Genomic DNA, 14,371 nt, shown 5'->3' on the forward strand with positions numbered 1-14,371 from the left:
GAACTCCCGCCCACGATCACGCGCGCGGCTTCTGTTCCGGCACGAAGAACATCACCAACCCGACCAGCGCCAGCACTGCGCCCAGCACGCACACGCCATTCCAGCCGTAATGCGTCCACGCCGCGGTGCCCAGCGCCGAACCGCTGGCGCCGCCGACGAAATAGCAGGTCATGTAGGCCGACGTGATGCGGCTACGTGCGCCTTCATCCAGCTGGTAGATCACGCTCTGGTTGTTGATGTGCACCGCCTGCACCGCCACATCCAGCAGCAGCACGCCGAGCACCAGCGCGGTCAGTGACATCGGTGCGAATGCCAGCAGCAGCCACGACAACAGCAACATCGCCAGACCGCCGCCGGCCACCCAGCGGCCATGGCCGTGGTCGCTGAGCCGGCCGGCGCGGCTGGCGGCCAATGCACCGGCCGCACCCACCAGTCCGAACAGACCGATGGTGGCGATGGAATAGCCATAGGCCGGCCCGGACAGCAGAAACGCCAGCGGCGTCCAGAACACGCTGAAGCCGGCAAACAGCAGCGCGCCCAGCAGCGAGCGCCGGCGCAGCACCGGTTCATCGCGCAACAGCGCCAGCACCGAGCCGATCAGGCGCGGATACGACAAGGTGGCGGTCGGTTGATGTGCCGGCAGCAGCTTGTACAAGGCCAGCGCCAGCAGCAGCAAGGCAACGCAGGCCACCGAGTAGATCGTGTGCCAGGAACCTATCCCGGCCAGCACGCCCGATGCGGTGCGCGCCAGCAGGATGCCCAGCAACAGGCCGGCCATGATCGTACCGACCACGCGCCCGCGCTGCTCAGGCGCGGCCAGCGTGGCCGCATGCGGAATGATCACCTGCGCGGCCACGGCACTCAGCCCGCTCAATGCGGTGCCGATCAACAGCTGCGGCAGGCCGGTGGCGGTGGCGCTGATCGCCAGGCCCACCGCCGCCAGCACGAACAGGCCGACGATCAAGCCGCGACGCTCCAGCCGGTCGCCCAGCGGCACGATCAGCAGCAGGCCGGTGGCGTAGGCCAGCTGTGCCACCGTCACCACCCAGCCGGCCTGGCCCGCACTGACGTTGAACACCCCGGCCAGCATCTGCAGCAACGGCTGCGCGTAGTAGTTGCTGGCCACGATCAGGCCGGTGGCGGTGGCCAGCAGCAGTACCCGTGACTGGGGGAGTACGTTTGAACGGGGCGACTCGAGGGACATGGCAGCTGGCACAGGGGGAAACCGGGCGCCAGTCTGTTCTTGGGCCATCAATGACACAAATGCATTGTTTTCATCCATGCCATCTGTTTCAGTGATGGCATGTTCACCCTGCGCCAGCTCGAGTTCGTCATTGCCGTGGCCGAGGAAGGCAGCTTCACCGCTGCCGCACTCCGTTGCCACACGGTGCAGTCCGCGCTCAGCCACCAGATCGCACGGCTGGAAGAAGCCTTCGGCGCCCGCCTGTTCGAACGTGGCCACCGGCGCGCACGGCCCACCGCCGCGGGCGAGGTGTTCCTGCGCAACGCCCGGCTCACGCTCCAGGCTGCGGCACGGCTGCAGGAAGAAATGGCGCTGGCGCTGGGCACGGTGCGTGGTCGCATCAACATCGGCCAGATCACCTCGCTCAACATCGTCGACGTGCCGGCCCTGCTTGCCGTGTTCCGCGCCGCTCACCCCGCGGTGGACGTGCACCTGCGCGTGGGCATGAGTGACGCCCTGCTGGCCGATCTGGACGAAGGCCGGCTCGACGTGGCCCTGGTCGGCGTCGGCCCGCAAGTGACACTGCCGCCCCAACACCGGCTGCTGCACGAGGAAGGCCTGTCATTGGTGATGCCGCCGGATCATTCGCTGGCCGCACTGCCGGCCATTCCACTGGCCGCGCTGGATGGCATACCGCTGGCTGCGCTGATCCCCGGTGCCGGCGTGCGCCGCATGGTCGACGACGCCCTGCTCGGCCGGGGCATCCGCCCACAGCTTCAGTACGAAGTCACCCACAGCGAGATCCAGCGGCAACTGGTGGCGGCCGGGTTGGCAGTGGCGGTAGTGCCAGCCAGCATGGCCGATCACATGGCCGGCGTCAGCGTGCGCCCGCTGGCCGAACCCTTTCAGTTCCGGACCTGCGCGGTGTGGCGGGCCGACCCGACGCCGGCAGCGCGTGCGTTGTTGGAGCTGCTGCAACCACTGGCACGGTGATGTTGGTCTGCTAAGGTGCCGCGCAGAATCGAGGAGACACGATGTCCGGCCACAATCAGTTCGCCCTGCTCAGGCAGCGCCGCTTCCTCCCGTTCTTCATCGTCCAGGCGCTGGGCGCGTTCAACGACAACGTCTATCGGCAGGCGATCATCGGCCTGCTGTTCTACCTGGGCGTCAGTACCGAGGAACGCACGCTCTACACCAACCTGGCGCCGGCGCTGTTCATCCTGCCGTACTTCCTGTTCTCCGCCCTGGCTGGGCAGATCGCCGAGAAGCTGGAGAAACAACGGCTGATCGTGATCACCACCACGATGGAAATCGTGATCATGTCGCTGGCCGCGATCGGTTTCCTCACCCAGAACATGCCGGTGCTGCTGATCGCGCTGTTCTGCACCGGCCTGCAATCCACCTTGTTCGGCCCGGTGAAGTACTCGGTGCTGCCGTCGATCCTCAAGCCTGAAGAACTGACCGGCGGCAACGGCCTGGTCGAGATGGGCACGTCCATTTCCATCCTCACCGGCATGATCGCCGGTGGCATGATCTTCGCCCTGGCCGGCAGCCAGGGCCCGGTCGTCGCGGCGGTGGCCATCATCGGCCTGGCAGTGGTCGGCAACGTGGTGTCGCGGATGATCCCGCGCGTGGATGCCGGCGCACCGGAACTGAAGGTCAACTGGAACCCGCTGAGCGAATCGCTGGCGGTACTGCGTCTGGCCAAGAAGCAGAAAGCGGTGCGCAACGCGATCCTCGGCGTGTCCTGGTTCTGGTTCTTCGGCACCGTGCTCACCTCGCAACTGCCGACCTACGCGGTGGTCAACCTCGGCGGTGGCGACACCCTGTACATCTTTGCGCTGGCGCTGTTTTCACTGGGCACCGGCGTCGGTTCGCTGCTGTGCGAAAAACTGTCCGGGCGCATCGTTGAAATCGGTCTGGTGCCGCTGGGCGCGTTCGGCATGAGCGCGTTCCTGCTCGATCTGTATTTCGCCCGCAGCGGTGTCGTCAGCGTCAGCGGGCTGGATGTGAGCGGCTTCCTGCAACAAGCCGGCGCAGTGCGCATCGTCATCGACCTGCTCGGTATCGGCCTGTTCACCGGCTTCTTCGTGGTGCCGTTGTTCGCGCTGATCCAGAGCCGCACACCGAAGTCCGAGATGTCGCGCGTGTTTGCCGCGCTCAACATCCAGAACTCCGGCTTCATCGTCGCCGCGGCGGTACTGGGTCTGTTGGCACAGCGCCTGCTCGGCCTGACCATCCCGCAGCTGTTCCTGGCACTGGCCATCGCCAACGTGCTGGTGGCGGTCTACATCTTCAGCATCGTCCCCGAATTCCTGATGCGCTTCCTCAGCTGGGTGATGGTGCGCACGCTGTACCGGCTGCGGGTCAAGGGCGTGGAAGACAACGTGCCCGACGAAGGCGCTGCGCTGATCGTCTGCAACCACGTCAGCTACATGGATGCGTTGATCCTGTCGGCGACGATCCCGCGCCCGGTGCGCTTCGTCATGTACTACAAGATCTTCAACATCCCGGTGATGCGCTGGATCTTCACCACCGCCAAGGCCATTCCCATCGCCAGCCCGAAGGAGGACGCGGCATTGATGCAACGCGCTTTCGATGAGGTGGACGCGGCATTGGCCGACGGCGAGCTGGTCTGCATCTTCCCCGAGGGCGCGCTGAGCAAGGATGGCGAGATCGCCGCCTTCAAGTCCGGCGTCGAGAAGATCCTGCAACGGCGCCCGGTACCGGTGGTGCCGATGGCGCTCAAGGGCATGTGGGCCAGCATGTGGAGCCGTCGCGATACGCGACTGGGCCGCATGCGCGTACCGCGCCGCTTCCGTGCGCATGTCGAAGTGGTTGCCGCTCCCCCGGTGGATGGTGCCAACACCGATGCCGCACAGCTGGAAACGCTGGTACGTGCGCTGCGTGGTGACCAGGCCTAGGAACTCAAGCTTTTCAGATGTAGGACAACTGGCTAGGCTACGTCCCATTGCGTGCGGCCAGGGGAATGCGCGGCGCGCCACCAGACCCAGGGGAATACATGGACAGTTCCGCATCACCGGCACCACCGGCAGCACCACCACCGCCGCCCGCAACGGCTGCATACGCCGCCCCGCCCGCACCGCAGGTGGTGCATCACTACCACCATCCGGAGAAATCCGGCGGTACGGCCGCCTTGCTGGAAGCCATCCCCGGGCTGTTCCAGGTGTTCGGCATCGGCCACATGTACGCCGGCAATGTCGGCACCGGCCTGCTCTTCATGTTCGGCTACTGGATGGTGGCCTTCGTCAACTTCCTGCTGTGCTTCATCATCATCGGCTTTTTCACATGGCCGTTGTGCTGGGTGGCCATGATGATCATCTCGCCACTGACCGCTGCAAATTCGTGTAAGTCGCGCTGATCGCTTTACCCATCAAACCGGAGAAATCTATGAACACCCTCAACCCCACCAGCAGCATTCCCAACCACCTGGCGTGGTCGATCATCGCCACCGTCCTGGCTACCTGCCTGTGCTGTCCGCTGGGCCTGGTCGGCATCGTCGCCATCGTGTTCTCCAGCAAGGTCAATTCACTGCTGGCCCAGGGCGACATCGATGGTGCTCGCCGTGCATCCAACAACGCCAAGACCTGGTGCTGGGTCGCAACCGCTCTGGCCATCCTTGGCCTGATCATCAACATCGTCTACTTCTCCATGGTCGGCAGCGCCGGCTACATGGAAATGCTGCAGCAGTACCAGTAAGCCTTGGCGCTCGAACTCAAAACGAACCACAAGCTTGCAATGGCCGGGATGGCAGTCGCCGTCCCGGCCGGCGTGGCGTTGCTGTGGACATTTGATCCCAACGTCGCCGGCAATCCGTTCCCACCGTGCATGTTCTACGCCATCACCGGCCACTACTGCATTGGCTGCGGGCTTACCCGCGCACTGCATGCGCTTGTCCACGGCGACGTGCTGGGCGCGCTGTCGATGAATCCACTGGGCTTGATCGTGCTGGGCCTGATCCCGGTAATGACGCTGTGGTCGGCAGGATGGCAACCACGTTGGCTGCAACCGCTGATGCGCTGGGTCATGGAACCCAAACTCTGGCTTGTGCTGCTACCCAGCTACTGGATCGCCCGCAACCTGCCGTGGTTTCCCTTCACGCTGCTCGCGCCGGGCTGACAGCGCCCCGCGCGATCCTGGGGAACACGGCTGTCAGCAGCCGGCCTGGGTGCCTCCACTCGCCGGCTTAGCCCTGGCGAACGCCAAGGGCTCGTACCTTCGGAAGCCGGACACACGCCCAGCACCGGCCTTCCCTGGTGGCCACGCTTCGGGCCGTGGATCAGCCGACCCAACCGGCGATCACCAACAACGCCAGCAGCGCCATCCACAGCAGCAGCATGCGCCATACCAGGCTCATCGCATCGCGCAGCTCGGGATACCGTTCGTCCACTGGCTCAAGCCCTTCCAGACGCGCCTCATCGGCCTCTTCCACCAGATCCACGCCCACGCTCGCCCGCGCCGCGCGGCCCAGGAAGCCCAGCTCCAGCGCCCAACGGTTTCCACCGCTCTGTCGCCAGGTGGTGAACACCGTGTCGAAGTTGCCCACCAGCGCCATCGTCAAGGTCATCAGCTGCGCCACCGGCCATTCCAGCAGCGCCAATACCTGGCTGCCACCTTCGCGACTGGCAGCAGCCACCTGCGTCGCTGCCGGCCCCTGAACGGCCAGCGCCAGCAGGCGATACAGCACTGCGCCCAGCGGCCCCAGCAGCAGGAACCAGAACAATGGTGCGAACCAGCGCCGCAGCGCATCGACCACCGTGGCCTCGACCAGCGACGGCGCGTCCTGGCGCATGCTGCCGCCCGCCGATTGCATGTTGGCGATGGCCACATCGCGGCTGCCGGCATCATCGGCATCGATCACCGCCTCGACATCACGGTCCAGGTCACGCGGGCCCCAGCACAGCGCCAGCACCGCAACGCCGAACAACAGCGACGGCAGGCCGTACAGGCGCTCATCCAGCAGCCATTGCAGTGACGCCACCAGCAGCACACAGGGAGCGATGGCCAACGCCAGGCCATAACGGCTGCTGGCCGATTGCCCGGCATGCGCCTGCAACCAGGCCAACCAGCGCTCGTACCAGCGCCAATCGCGCAGCGCGGTCATCAATGACGGGGCCAGATGGCCCAGCACCAATGCTGCGATCACCGCTACCAGGGTCGTGAACATGGATTTCCTCCGATCCGGGATTGTAGGCCCTGCCTGCGCCAACGGCGCGTAATCAAGGCCATCCCGCCCTCAGGCCAGCTGCTGGCGATGCCAGTGGTTGATCAGGGTGCGGGCGATGGAGATCGGCGGTGGCAGCAGGATGCCCTGCCCGTCATCGACACTTTCGCGGCGCATCGCCGCCGCCACTTCCTCGGCGCTGAACCAGCGCGCATCCTCCAGCTCGCCGTCGACGGCAGGCACATCGGCATGCGCGGTGGCGAAGAAACCCACCATCAGCGCGCCCGGGAAGGGCCACGGCTGGGTGCCCATGTAGCGCGATTGGATCACCCGCACCTTCGATTCCTCGAACACCTCGCGCGCAACGGTCTGCTCGAAGGTTTCGCCCGGCTCCACAAACCCGGCCAGTACCGAATAACGGCGCGGCGCCCAGTTGGACTGGCGGCCCAGCAGCAGGCGGCCAGCATTCTCCACGGCGACGATCACCGCAGGGTCCACACGCGGGTAGTGCTCGGTGCGGCACTGGTCGCAATGACCGATGAAGCCGGCGCGACCGAAGCGCACCGCGCCGCCACACACGCCGCAGAAGCGGTTGCGCGAATGCCAGTAGGACATGCCCCGCGCGTAGCAGAACACGTCGGCCACCTCGGCCGGCCATTGCGCGGCGGCCTGGCGCAGGTCCATCCTGTTGGGCGCGCGCAAAGTGATCGTTCCCGCTTCGGTCACGAACCAGGCGCGGCGATCAGCGGTCAGGCCAAGGAACACCGCCGCACCAGGGCCACCGCCCAGCTCGCGGCCAAGAATGGGGAAAGGTTGCCCATCGGCATTGGCGAACGCCGTGCCGTCGGCGTCGAGCACCAGCACCTGTGCATCGGGCCACAGCCGGTTCAATGCGTCGGGGTCGTCGCGCAGGGTATCGCCACGATCCAGCGGCGCACCGGCAAACGCATATCCGGAAAAAGAAGAATCAGGATTGGACATCCAACAGAGCCTGCCGCCAAAGCGTGTCCATCGCAAGCGCGAACGGCCAGCTTTATTGCTGGCCAGTCATTCGTTCGGGCGAATCCGGGCGTTGTGCGCTGCCGGCACCGGCGCTCAGGTCACGGCGTCGGGCAAGGCGATGCCCACGTCCTGCAGACGCCGCCGGGCGACGGCAAGCTGCTCTTCGGAGAACAGCGCCTTCCAGGGTTCCTGCAGCACCAGGTACTCGACACTGAGCTTGAGGTTTTCACGCCCGCGCAGGAACAGCTCGGTGAAGCCGTCCGAGGCGCTGGTCGAAGCCAACAACTGGTCGGCAGCGGCCTTGCCGCCGCTGCTCAGCACCAGCTGGCGGAAACGGGTCGCGCGGTAGGGAGGCTTGAGTCGAGCGGCCTGCTCATGGATATGCAGCATGGCCGCGTGGAACTGTTCTTCGAGATTCAACGACATCTGTTGTTTCGGCCAACCGCTTGTTTCAGACCGCGAAGCTGCTGCCGCAACCGCAGGTGGTACGGGCGTTCGGGTTGCGGATCACGAACTGCGCGCCGGTCAGGCTTTCGCTGTAATCCACTTCCGCACCCATCAGGTACTGCAGGCTCAACGGGTCCACCAGCAGGGTCACGCCTTCGGTGACCACCGCCAGGTCATCCTCGGCACGGTTTTCGTCAAACTCAAAACCGTACTGGAAGCCTGAACAACCGCCGCCCTGTATGTACACACGCAGGGCCAGCGCATCGTTGCCTTCGTCCTGGATCAGCTCTCGCACCTTGGCCGCCGCCGCTGCGGTGAAATTCAGCGGGCGGTCCAGGGACTGGTAATCAGGCGCCGGCTGCGCGCCGGGCAGGGAAACTAGCGTACTCATACGGCCCAGCATGGGGGCGGGCCGGGGCTGATTCAAGCTTCGGCGGCTTCAGCTTTCTTTGATTTCTGGTTTGCCGGCTTCTGTTCCGGCGCCGGAAGCGCAGCCATCGCACCGGAATGCACCAGGCGGCCGTTGAGCTGCGCGCCAGCGCTCATCTCCACCGTCTGATAATGAACATTGCCGGTAACACGCGCCGACGGGGTCAGTTCGACCCGCTCGGTGGCATGCACGTCGCCTTCCAGGCGGCCACTGATCACCACCACGCTGGCACGCACTTCACCTTCGATGAAGCCGTGTTCAGCCAGGGTCAGCACCGCGTTGGAGCCTTCCTCGGCCATCACCTTGCCGCTGATGCGACCGTCCACGTACAGACCGCCGCTGAAAATCACATCCCCACGGATCTCGACCTGCGAGCCGATCAGGGCATCCACCGACACTTCAGCGTCGCGCTTGGATTTGTTACCGAACATGCCTACTCCCCTCTGCCGCTGCCGGCGAGTTTCCAATCAAAAGTCTGTGTCGCGCCCCCCCCAGGCCCGGACAGAGAGACTCGCACACGTTGCGGTGTGAAATCCCGGGGCAGCATCACGCTCCCGTCCAGTTGCTGGAAATATCGGAACGAATATTCCTGGCCCGGCACGCCCTTGTTCTGGTGCAGCTCATCCCAGCTGACCGTGGTCAGCTTGCCGTCCTTCACCCCTTCCACCGAGAAGCGCATCTGGCCCTTGCTGATCGCGCCACGGTTGAGATTCTGGGTCAGCACCACACTGTAATGCCAGGTGCCGGCGGCCTCGGCCGTGAACTCCACCGAGTGTGCGTTCAAGCCCTTGCGCTGGCTGGTGGAACCCACCAGCCGCTCGTAGAACGCCACGTCGGCACGCAGGCCGGCGATCTCCTCATCGCGCTCGGCCAGCGAAACCTGCACTTCGTTGTTGGCCGCGCGGCTGATCCTGTCCGACGCCTCCAGCGTGGCCTGCCGCTGCCGCAGCTCCTCGATCTGGGTACGCAGTTGCTGGACCTGCTGCTCGCTCTGGTCCAGCTTGCTGCGCAGGCCACCGGCATCAGGCGAGGCGTAGCGCGCGGCCAGCCAGCCCACCAGCAGCAGCGACAGCAGCCAGGCGCCTGCGAGCACGGCGATCGGCACCCAGCCCGGGCGCGCGCTGCCGCTGCCGCGGGGAGTGATCTGGAAACGGGAAGGAGATCGTTGGGTCATGGCAGGCTCCGGAATCGGCCGATGGACGAGGCCTGTGCGCGGTCAGGAAACGACGTTGCAGTGTACAACCGGACACATTGCCAGGCGGCAACTGGCATTCACGGCAGCCTTCATCGATAGTTGCGATTCTGCTCACAGTCCCTCGCCGGAGCCCTCCCATGACTGAAGCCCATGTTTTCGTCATCGGCATCCTGCTGGCCTGGCTGGCTGGCATCCGCGTCTACCTCACCGTGTTCGGCGTAGGCTTGGCCGGAGTGATGGGCTGGGTCGACCTTCCACCGGCCCTGCAGGCAACCGAATCGTGGTGGGTCCTGGGCACCTCCGGCGCACTGGCCATCGCCGAATTCTTCGCCGACAAGATTCCCGGCGTGGATTCGATCTGGGATCTGCTGCAGACCCTGACCCGCGTGCCGGCCGGCGCATTCCTCGCTGCCGCCACACTTTCGCCCAATGGCGAACTGAGTACCGGGGTACTGGCAGCTGGCGCCGGCGTGGCGCTGGCCAGCCACGGCCTCAAGGCCGGCACCCGCGCATTGCTGAACACCTCGCCGGAACCGGCCAGCAACTGGCTCGCGTCATTGGCCGAAGACGGACTGGTGATCGGCGGGCTGGCACTGGCCGTGGCCCATCCGTGGCTGGCATTGATCGTGGTGCTGGGTGCCAGCCTGGTCGGCGCGTTGGTGGTCTGGCTTGTATGGCGCATGCTGTGGCGAGGGCTCAAGCGTCTGTTCGCCGAACCGGCGGTGACCAATACGCACAATTCCGGCGATCGCTCGCTCCCGCCGGCTCCTTGAACGCATAATCCCCGGCCTACCGGGAGTACCGATGGCAAGCAACGACACGGCTGTACAAACCTCGCGTCCGCTTCGCGCGGAAACCCCGCCAGCCGACTACTGGCAGCGTTGGAGCGTGCGCAACGCGCCGCCGGCCGAGGTGGTGCAGGCCCAGCTCAAGAGCGCAGCCAACGACCCGCAGTCCGCACCGGGCAGCGCGGAGGCCATCGCTGACGACACGCCGTACCGCGTGCTGATCGTGGAGGACAACCGTTCGCAGGCGTTGTTCGCGCAGGCGGTGCTGCATGGCGCCGGCATGCAGGCGTTCGTGCAGATGGACGTGGAAGGCGTGCAGCAGGCCATTGCCGAACACCAGCCGGACCTGATCCTGATGGACCTGCACATGCCCGGCCTGGACGGCATGCGCCTGACCGCGATGATCCGCCAGCAACCGCAGCAGCAGTTGCTGCCCATCGTGTTCCTCACCGGCGAGGCCGACCCGGACCGCCAGTTCGAAGTGCTCGACTGCGGCGCCGACGACGTGCTGATCAAACCGATCCGCCCACGCCACCTGGTCGCCGCGGTGGCCAACCGCATCCGCCGCAGCCGCCTGCAGGTGCAGAACAAGGTGGAAACCGGCCCGCAGTTGAACAACCCGGAAACCGGCCTGCCCACCCGCCACAACGTGATGCACCAGCTGCAGGCTGCACTGGCGGCCGGCCAACCGGGCGGGCTGATGTTCATCGAAATCGCCAGCGCCCTGGGCCTGCGCGAACGCTACGGCTATGCCAGCTTCGAACGGCTGATGGTGCAGGCCGGGCGTCGCCTGTACGACAACCTGCAACCGCATCTGCTGGCCCGTCTCAACGACAACAGCTTCCTGCTGCTGGCCCGTGGCAGCGATGAAGGCGCCCTGGCGCCGCTCGCGCAGCATGTGCGCGAAGGTTTGTCAGCCCATCCCTTCTCGGTGCGTGAGGATGAGTCGGTGTTCCTGCGCTGCGCCATCGGCCATGCCCGCCTTTCCTCGGGTTTCAGCAACTCCGACCATGCACTGGAAGCCATGGAGCGCACCGCACTGCGTGCGCGCCTGAACAGCGATGGCATCGCCGCCTACAAGCCCGAGGATGAAACCTTCGGCAAGGAACAACTGGCACTGCTCGAAGGCCAGCTCGAAATCGCCTACCAGCCGATCGTCGCCGTGGCCGGTGGCGATACCGCCCAGTACCAGGTGCTGCTGCGGCTGCGCCAGAGCAACGGCAGCCTGCTGTCGGCCGGCCAGGTGATTCCCGCCGCCGAAGCGGCCGGGCGCATTGCCGATCTTGACCAGCAGGTCGTCGAACATGCGCTCGGCCTGCTGCACCTGCACCAGTACGCACAGCCCCCAATGCGCCTGTTCGTCTCCCAATCGCTGCGCACGCTTTCCCGTGGCGCCTATGCCGATTGGCTGCTCAAGGCACTGGGCGAGCGCCGCGTGGCCGGCAATGGCCTGGTGATCGACCTGCGCCTGACCGACGCGCTGGTGCATGCCGTGAGCCTGCAGCAGTTCTGCGCGCGCCTGATGCCCGCAGGCGTGCAGTTCTGCCTGAGCCAGTTCGAGCCCAGCCACGAAGCCAACGCGCTGCTGACCCAGCTTCCGCTGGGCTTCATCCGCATGGCCTCGCGCTACGCCGACAGCCACGCCAGCCAGCAGTTGCGCGACGAACTGCGCGGCAGCATCGACCTGGCACACCGCGCCAACGTGCAGATCATCGGGCAGCAGATCGAGGACCCGCAGGCCGCTGCCGCGATGTGGATGGGCGGGGTGGATTTCATCCAGGGCAACGTCGTGCAGCGTGTCGGCACCGAGCTGAATTTCGATTTCCAGACTGCGGTGCTCTGAACCATGGCCGTTTCGGGGGGAACACGTGGCTGGGCACTGCTCGCTGCTGGCTGCGCCGCTACCGCCGCCGCTGCGACATTGGTGCCTCAGCTGCCGCCTGTACTCATCACCGCTGGCAGCGGTAGCGCGGTGCTCGCCGCACTGCTGGCTGCGGTCAGCGCCAGCGGGCAGATGCGCGCCAACCGCGTGCTGCAATCACGCAGCGAAGAACTGGCACTGGAATGCAGCAAGCTGCGCCAGTCCGAACAGCGCCACAGCAGGCTCGAACAGGAACTGCTGCAGGCCAAGCAGGCCGCCGAAGCCGCCACCTTGGCCAAGGGCGAATTCCTGGCCACCATGAGCCATGAGATCCGCACTCCGCTCAACGGCATCCTGCCGATGCTGGAGTTGGTTGCGCAGGGGCCGCTGGACCTCGAACAACGCAACATGCTGGCCACCGCGACGGACAGCTCGCGGCAGCTGTTCCGCATCGTCGATGACATCCTGGATTACTCCAAGCTGGAGGCAAACCGGCTGGAGCTGGAAGTCACCACCTTCAACCTGCGCGAGACCCTGGAAGGCATGCTGCAACTGATGCAGCGCATCGCCGAGCACAAAGGGCTGCATCTGTCTTTGCATATCGACCCGGCCGTGCGCCTGTCCGTGCGCGGCGACCCGGTGCGGCTGCGGCAGGTGATGGGCAATCTGCTGGTCAACGCCATCAAGTTCACCGAGCGCGGCAGCATCCAGGTGCGGGTCAAGCGGCTGGGCGAGACCCCGGCCCAGCACCGGCTGCGCTTTGAGGTACGCGACACCGGCATCGGTCTGGACGAGAGCCAGCAGGAACGGCTGTTCAAGGCGTTCACCCAGGCTGATGCTTCCATCACCCGCCTGTACGGCGGCACCGGGCTGGGCCTGGCCATCTGCAAGCGCATCATCGACCTGATGCAGGGCAGCGTCGGCGTGCAATCCCAACGCGGGCGCGGCGCAACGTTCTGGTTTGAGATCCCGCTACTGAAGGTAATCGGCGACCTGTACCCGCCCGAACACCTGCGCAGTGCCCGCAAGGTGCTGCTGGTCAGCCCCGAACCGCGCCTGCGTCAACGTCTGGAACTGCTGCTTTCCAACTGGGGCTTCCAGCCACAGACCGTGGCCAACCTGCAGGAAGCACTGGCGCACCTGCGCAACCCTGCCAGCGCCGGCAACTGGCACGCAGTCATTGGCGACCTGGAATCCCTGCTGCACAGCGCCAGCGCATTGCAGCGCGCTCTCCACCGCATGAAGCCGGCCGCGCCACGCCTGTTGTGGTTGTACGGCAGCACACCGGTGCCTGAAGAACTGCGCCACAACAGCAGCGTGCTGCCACGCCAGGCTCCAGACAGCCAATTGCGCGATGCACTGACCGCATCGGCCGCATCAGCGCAACCACCCGAGCCGGTCATCATCCTGGCCCCGGACACCTCATCGGCCGTCGATCTGACTGGCATGCGGGTGTTGCTGGTCGAAGACAACCCGGTGAATCTGCTGGTCGCGCAGAAGCTGCTCAAGGTCATCGGCTGCCAGACCGAAGCCGCCGAGAACGGCGCCATCGCCCTGGAGAAGATGCATCGCCAGACCTACGATGTGGTGCTGATGGACTGCCAGATGCCGGTGCTTGATGGTTATGCCGCCACCGGTCGCTGGCGTGACCACGAGGCAGCCAGCGGCTCGACCACGCGCCTGCCCATCATCGCGATGACCGCCAATGCCATGGCCGGTGATCGTCAGCGCTGCCTGGACAGCGGCATGGACGAGTACCTGCCCAAGCCGATCTCCCGCACCCAGCTGCAAACCTGCCTGCAAGCGTTCAAACGCACCATCCAAGTCCCCCAGACAGTACCCGCCATGCCCCCTGCCAACACCACCCCGCCGCAGTCCTCATCCGCCATCGAAGGCATTACGGCGCCACCGCTGGAAACCGCAGTGCTGGACGAACTGTTCGACATCGCCGGCGACGAAACCCACGCCATCCTCGACATGTTCCTCGGGGAAACCCCGAACCTGGTGCGGCAACTGCAGGAAGCGGCCGTGGTGCCGGATCCGCAACGGCTGGGCGAGCTGGCTCACAGCCTCAAGTCATCCAGCGCCAATGTCGGTGCCCTGGCACTGTCCGAAGCCGCACGACGGCTGGAACACGCCAGCCGCAGCGGCACGCTCGGCGACCCGACGGCACGGGTTGCCCTGGTCATCAGCGAGTCCACGCGCGCGCGCGCGGCGCTGGTGCACTACCAGGCGCGACTGCGGGGCCGCGTTGCCCCGCAGCAGTAACACCGGGTCAGA

Annotated in this window: 15 protein-coding genes; 8 read left to right on the forward strand and 7 right to left on the reverse strand. The window is 65.8% G+C overall.

The window, feature by feature from the left end; translation table 11 throughout:
* Positions 1-16 precede the first annotated feature (16 nt).
* Positions 17-1,204: an MFS transporter gene (locus LR961_RS16430; protein ID WP_232151009.1), complete on the reverse strand. Its 1,188-nt coding sequence runs from the start codon at positions 1,202-1,204 to the stop codon at positions 17-19.
* A gap of 99 nt (positions 1,205-1,303) precedes the next feature.
* On the opposite strand from LR961_RS16430, the gene LR961_RS16435 reads away from it, so the two are divergent.
* The 5 genes from LR961_RS16435 (at position 1,304) to LR961_RS16455 (ending at position 5,323) form a co-directional block, all read left to right on the forward strand.
* Entirely contained in the window at positions 1,304-2,176 is an 873-nt protein-coding gene (locus LR961_RS16435; RefSeq protein ID WP_232151010.1) for a LysR substrate-binding domain-containing protein, read from the forward strand.
* Between the two features lie 41 nt (positions 2,177-2,217).
* Positions 2,218-4,107: an MFS transporter gene (locus tag LR961_RS16440; protein WP_232151011.1), complete on the forward strand. Its 1,890-nt coding sequence runs from the start codon at positions 2,218-2,220 to the stop codon at positions 4,105-4,107.
* 98 nt (positions 4,108-4,205) lie between these two features.
* Positions 4,206-4,565, forward strand: coding sequence for a hypothetical protein (locus LR961_RS16445; protein WP_232151012.1), 360 nt, complete (start codon positions 4,206-4,208; stop codon positions 4,563-4,565).
* Between the two features lie 29 nt (positions 4,566-4,594).
* Positions 4,595-4,903: a CD225/dispanin family protein gene (locus LR961_RS16450; protein WP_232151013.1), complete on the forward strand. Its 309-nt coding sequence runs from the start codon at positions 4,595-4,597 to the stop codon at positions 4,901-4,903.
* Between the two features lie 39 nt (positions 4,904-4,942).
* Entirely contained in the window at positions 4,943-5,323 is a 381-nt protein-coding gene (locus LR961_RS16455) for a DUF2752 domain-containing protein (protein WP_232151014.1), read from the forward strand.
* A gap of 160 nt (positions 5,324-5,483) precedes the next feature.
* Here the strand turns inward: LR961_RS16455 and ampE are convergent, their stop codons facing one another.
* The 6 genes from ampE to LR961_RS16485 form a co-directional block, all read right to left on the reverse strand.
* Complete coding sequence (gene ampE / locus LR961_RS16460; RefSeq protein WP_232151015.1) at positions 5,484-6,371, reverse strand: regulatory signaling modulator protein AmpE; 888 nt, start codon at positions 6,369-6,371, stop codon at positions 5,484-5,486.
* Between the two features lie 69 nt (positions 6,372-6,440).
* Positions 6,441-7,349 (reverse strand): NAD(+) diphosphatase, encoded by a 909-nt coding sequence (gene nudC, locus LR961_RS16465; protein ID WP_232151016.1) that lies wholly within the window; start codon positions 7,347-7,349, stop codon positions 6,441-6,443.
* 114 nt (positions 7,350-7,463) lie between these two features.
* Positions 7,464-7,796, reverse strand: a complete 333-nt coding sequence (locus tag LR961_RS16470) for a hypothetical protein (RefSeq protein ID WP_232151017.1) — start codon at positions 7,794-7,796, stop codon at positions 7,464-7,466.
* Positions 7,797-7,821: 25 nt separating this feature from the next.
* Entirely contained in the window at positions 7,822-8,208 is a 387-nt protein-coding gene (gene erpA / locus LR961_RS16475; RefSeq protein ID WP_232151018.1) for an iron-sulfur cluster insertion protein ErpA, read from the reverse strand.
* Between the two features lie 32 nt (positions 8,209-8,240).
* Positions 8,241-8,678, reverse strand: a complete 438-nt coding sequence (locus tag LR961_RS16480; protein WP_232151019.1) for a polymer-forming cytoskeletal protein — start codon at positions 8,676-8,678, stop codon at positions 8,241-8,243.
* Positions 8,679-8,680: 2 nt separating this feature from the next.
* Entirely contained in the window at positions 8,681-9,421 is a 741-nt protein-coding gene (locus LR961_RS16485) for a DUF6776 family protein (RefSeq protein ID WP_232151020.1), read from the reverse strand.
* Between the two features lie 158 nt (positions 9,422-9,579).
* Here LR961_RS16485 and LR961_RS16490 point away from each other — a divergent pair, with 158 nt between their 5' ends.
* Genes LR961_RS16490 through LR961_RS16500 form a run of 3 tightly spaced genes read left to right on the forward strand, consistent with a single transcriptional unit; the run spans position 9,580 to position 14,359 of the window.
* On the forward strand, positions 9,580-10,215 hold the full coding sequence (locus LR961_RS16490; protein ID WP_232151021.1) for a DUF4126 domain-containing protein: 636 nt from the start codon (positions 9,580-9,582) through the stop codon (positions 10,213-10,215).
* A gap of 31 nt (positions 10,216-10,246) precedes the next feature.
* Positions 10,247-12,073 carry an EAL domain-containing response regulator gene (locus LR961_RS16495; RefSeq protein WP_232151022.1) on the forward strand — a complete coding sequence of 609 codons (1,827 nt, stop codon included), beginning with the start codon at positions 10,247-10,249 and terminating at the stop codon, positions 12,071-12,073.
* Positions 12,074-12,076: 3 nt separating this feature from the next.
* Positions 12,077-14,359 carry an ATP-binding protein gene (locus LR961_RS16500; protein ID WP_232151023.1) on the forward strand — a complete coding sequence of 761 codons (2,283 nt, stop codon included), beginning with the start codon at positions 12,077-12,079 and terminating at the stop codon, positions 14,357-14,359.
* Positions 14,360-14,371: the final 12 nt, after the last annotated feature.

This window comes from Stenotrophomonas sp. SY1 (genome assembly GCF_021202945.1).
GTDB lineage: Bacteria > Pseudomonadota > Gammaproteobacteria > Xanthomonadales > Xanthomonadaceae > Stenotrophomonas.

Bases quoted from the DNA above. Each gene is read 5' to 3' on its own strand.
- LR961_RS16430 (WP_232151009.1), bottom strand. From the start codon at position 1,204: ATGTCCCTCGAGTCGCCCCGTTCAAACGTACTCCCCCAGTCACGGGTA.
- LR961_RS16480 (WP_232151019.1), bottom strand. From the start codon at position 8,678: ATGTTCGGTAACAAATCCAAGCGCGACGCTGAAGTGTCGGTGGATGCC.
- LR961_RS16450 (WP_232151013.1), top strand. From the start codon at position 4,595: ATGAACACCCTCAACCCCACCAGCAGCATTCCCAACCACCTGGCGTGG.
- LR961_RS16445 (WP_232151012.1), top strand. From the start codon at position 4,206: ATGGACAGTTCCGCATCACCGGCACCACCGGCAGCACCACCACCGCCG.
- ampE (WP_232151015.1), bottom strand. From the start codon at position 6,371: ATGTTCACGACCCTGGTAGCGGTGATCGCAGCATTGGTGCTGGGCCAT.
- LR961_RS16455 (WP_232151014.1), top strand. From the start codon at position 4,943: ATGGCCGGGATGGCAGTCGCCGTCCCGGCCGGCGTGGCGTTGCTGTGG.
- LR961_RS16500 (WP_232151023.1), top strand. From the start codon at position 12,077: ATGGCCGTTTCGGGGGGAACACGTGGCTGGGCACTGCTCGCTGCTGGC.
- LR961_RS16440 (WP_232151011.1), top strand. From the start codon at position 2,218: ATGTCCGGCCACAATCAGTTCGCCCTGCTCAGGCAGCGCCGCTTCCTC.
- LR961_RS16470 (WP_232151017.1), bottom strand. From the start codon at position 7,796: ATGTCGTTGAATCTCGAAGAACAGTTCCACGCGGCCATGCTGCATATC.
- LR961_RS16495 (WP_232151022.1), top strand. From the start codon at position 10,247: ATGGCAAGCAACGACACGGCTGTACAAACCTCGCGTCCGCTTCGCGCG.
- LR961_RS16485 (WP_232151020.1), bottom strand. From the start codon at position 9,421: ATGACCCAACGATCTCCTTCCCGTTTCCAGATCACTCCCCGCGGCAGC.
- LR961_RS16490 (WP_232151021.1), top strand. From the start codon at position 9,580: ATGACTGAAGCCCATGTTTTCGTCATCGGCATCCTGCTGGCCTGGCTG.
- LR961_RS16435 (WP_232151010.1), top strand. From the start codon at position 1,304: ATGTTCACCCTGCGCCAGCTCGAGTTCGTCATTGCCGTGGCCGAGGAA.
- erpA (WP_232151018.1), bottom strand. From the start codon at position 8,208: ATGAGTACGCTAGTTTCCCTGCCCGGCGCGCAGCCGGCGCCTGATTAC.
- nudC (WP_232151016.1), bottom strand. From the start codon at position 7,349: ATGTCCAATCCTGATTCTTCTTTTTCCGGATATGCGTTTGCCGGTGCG.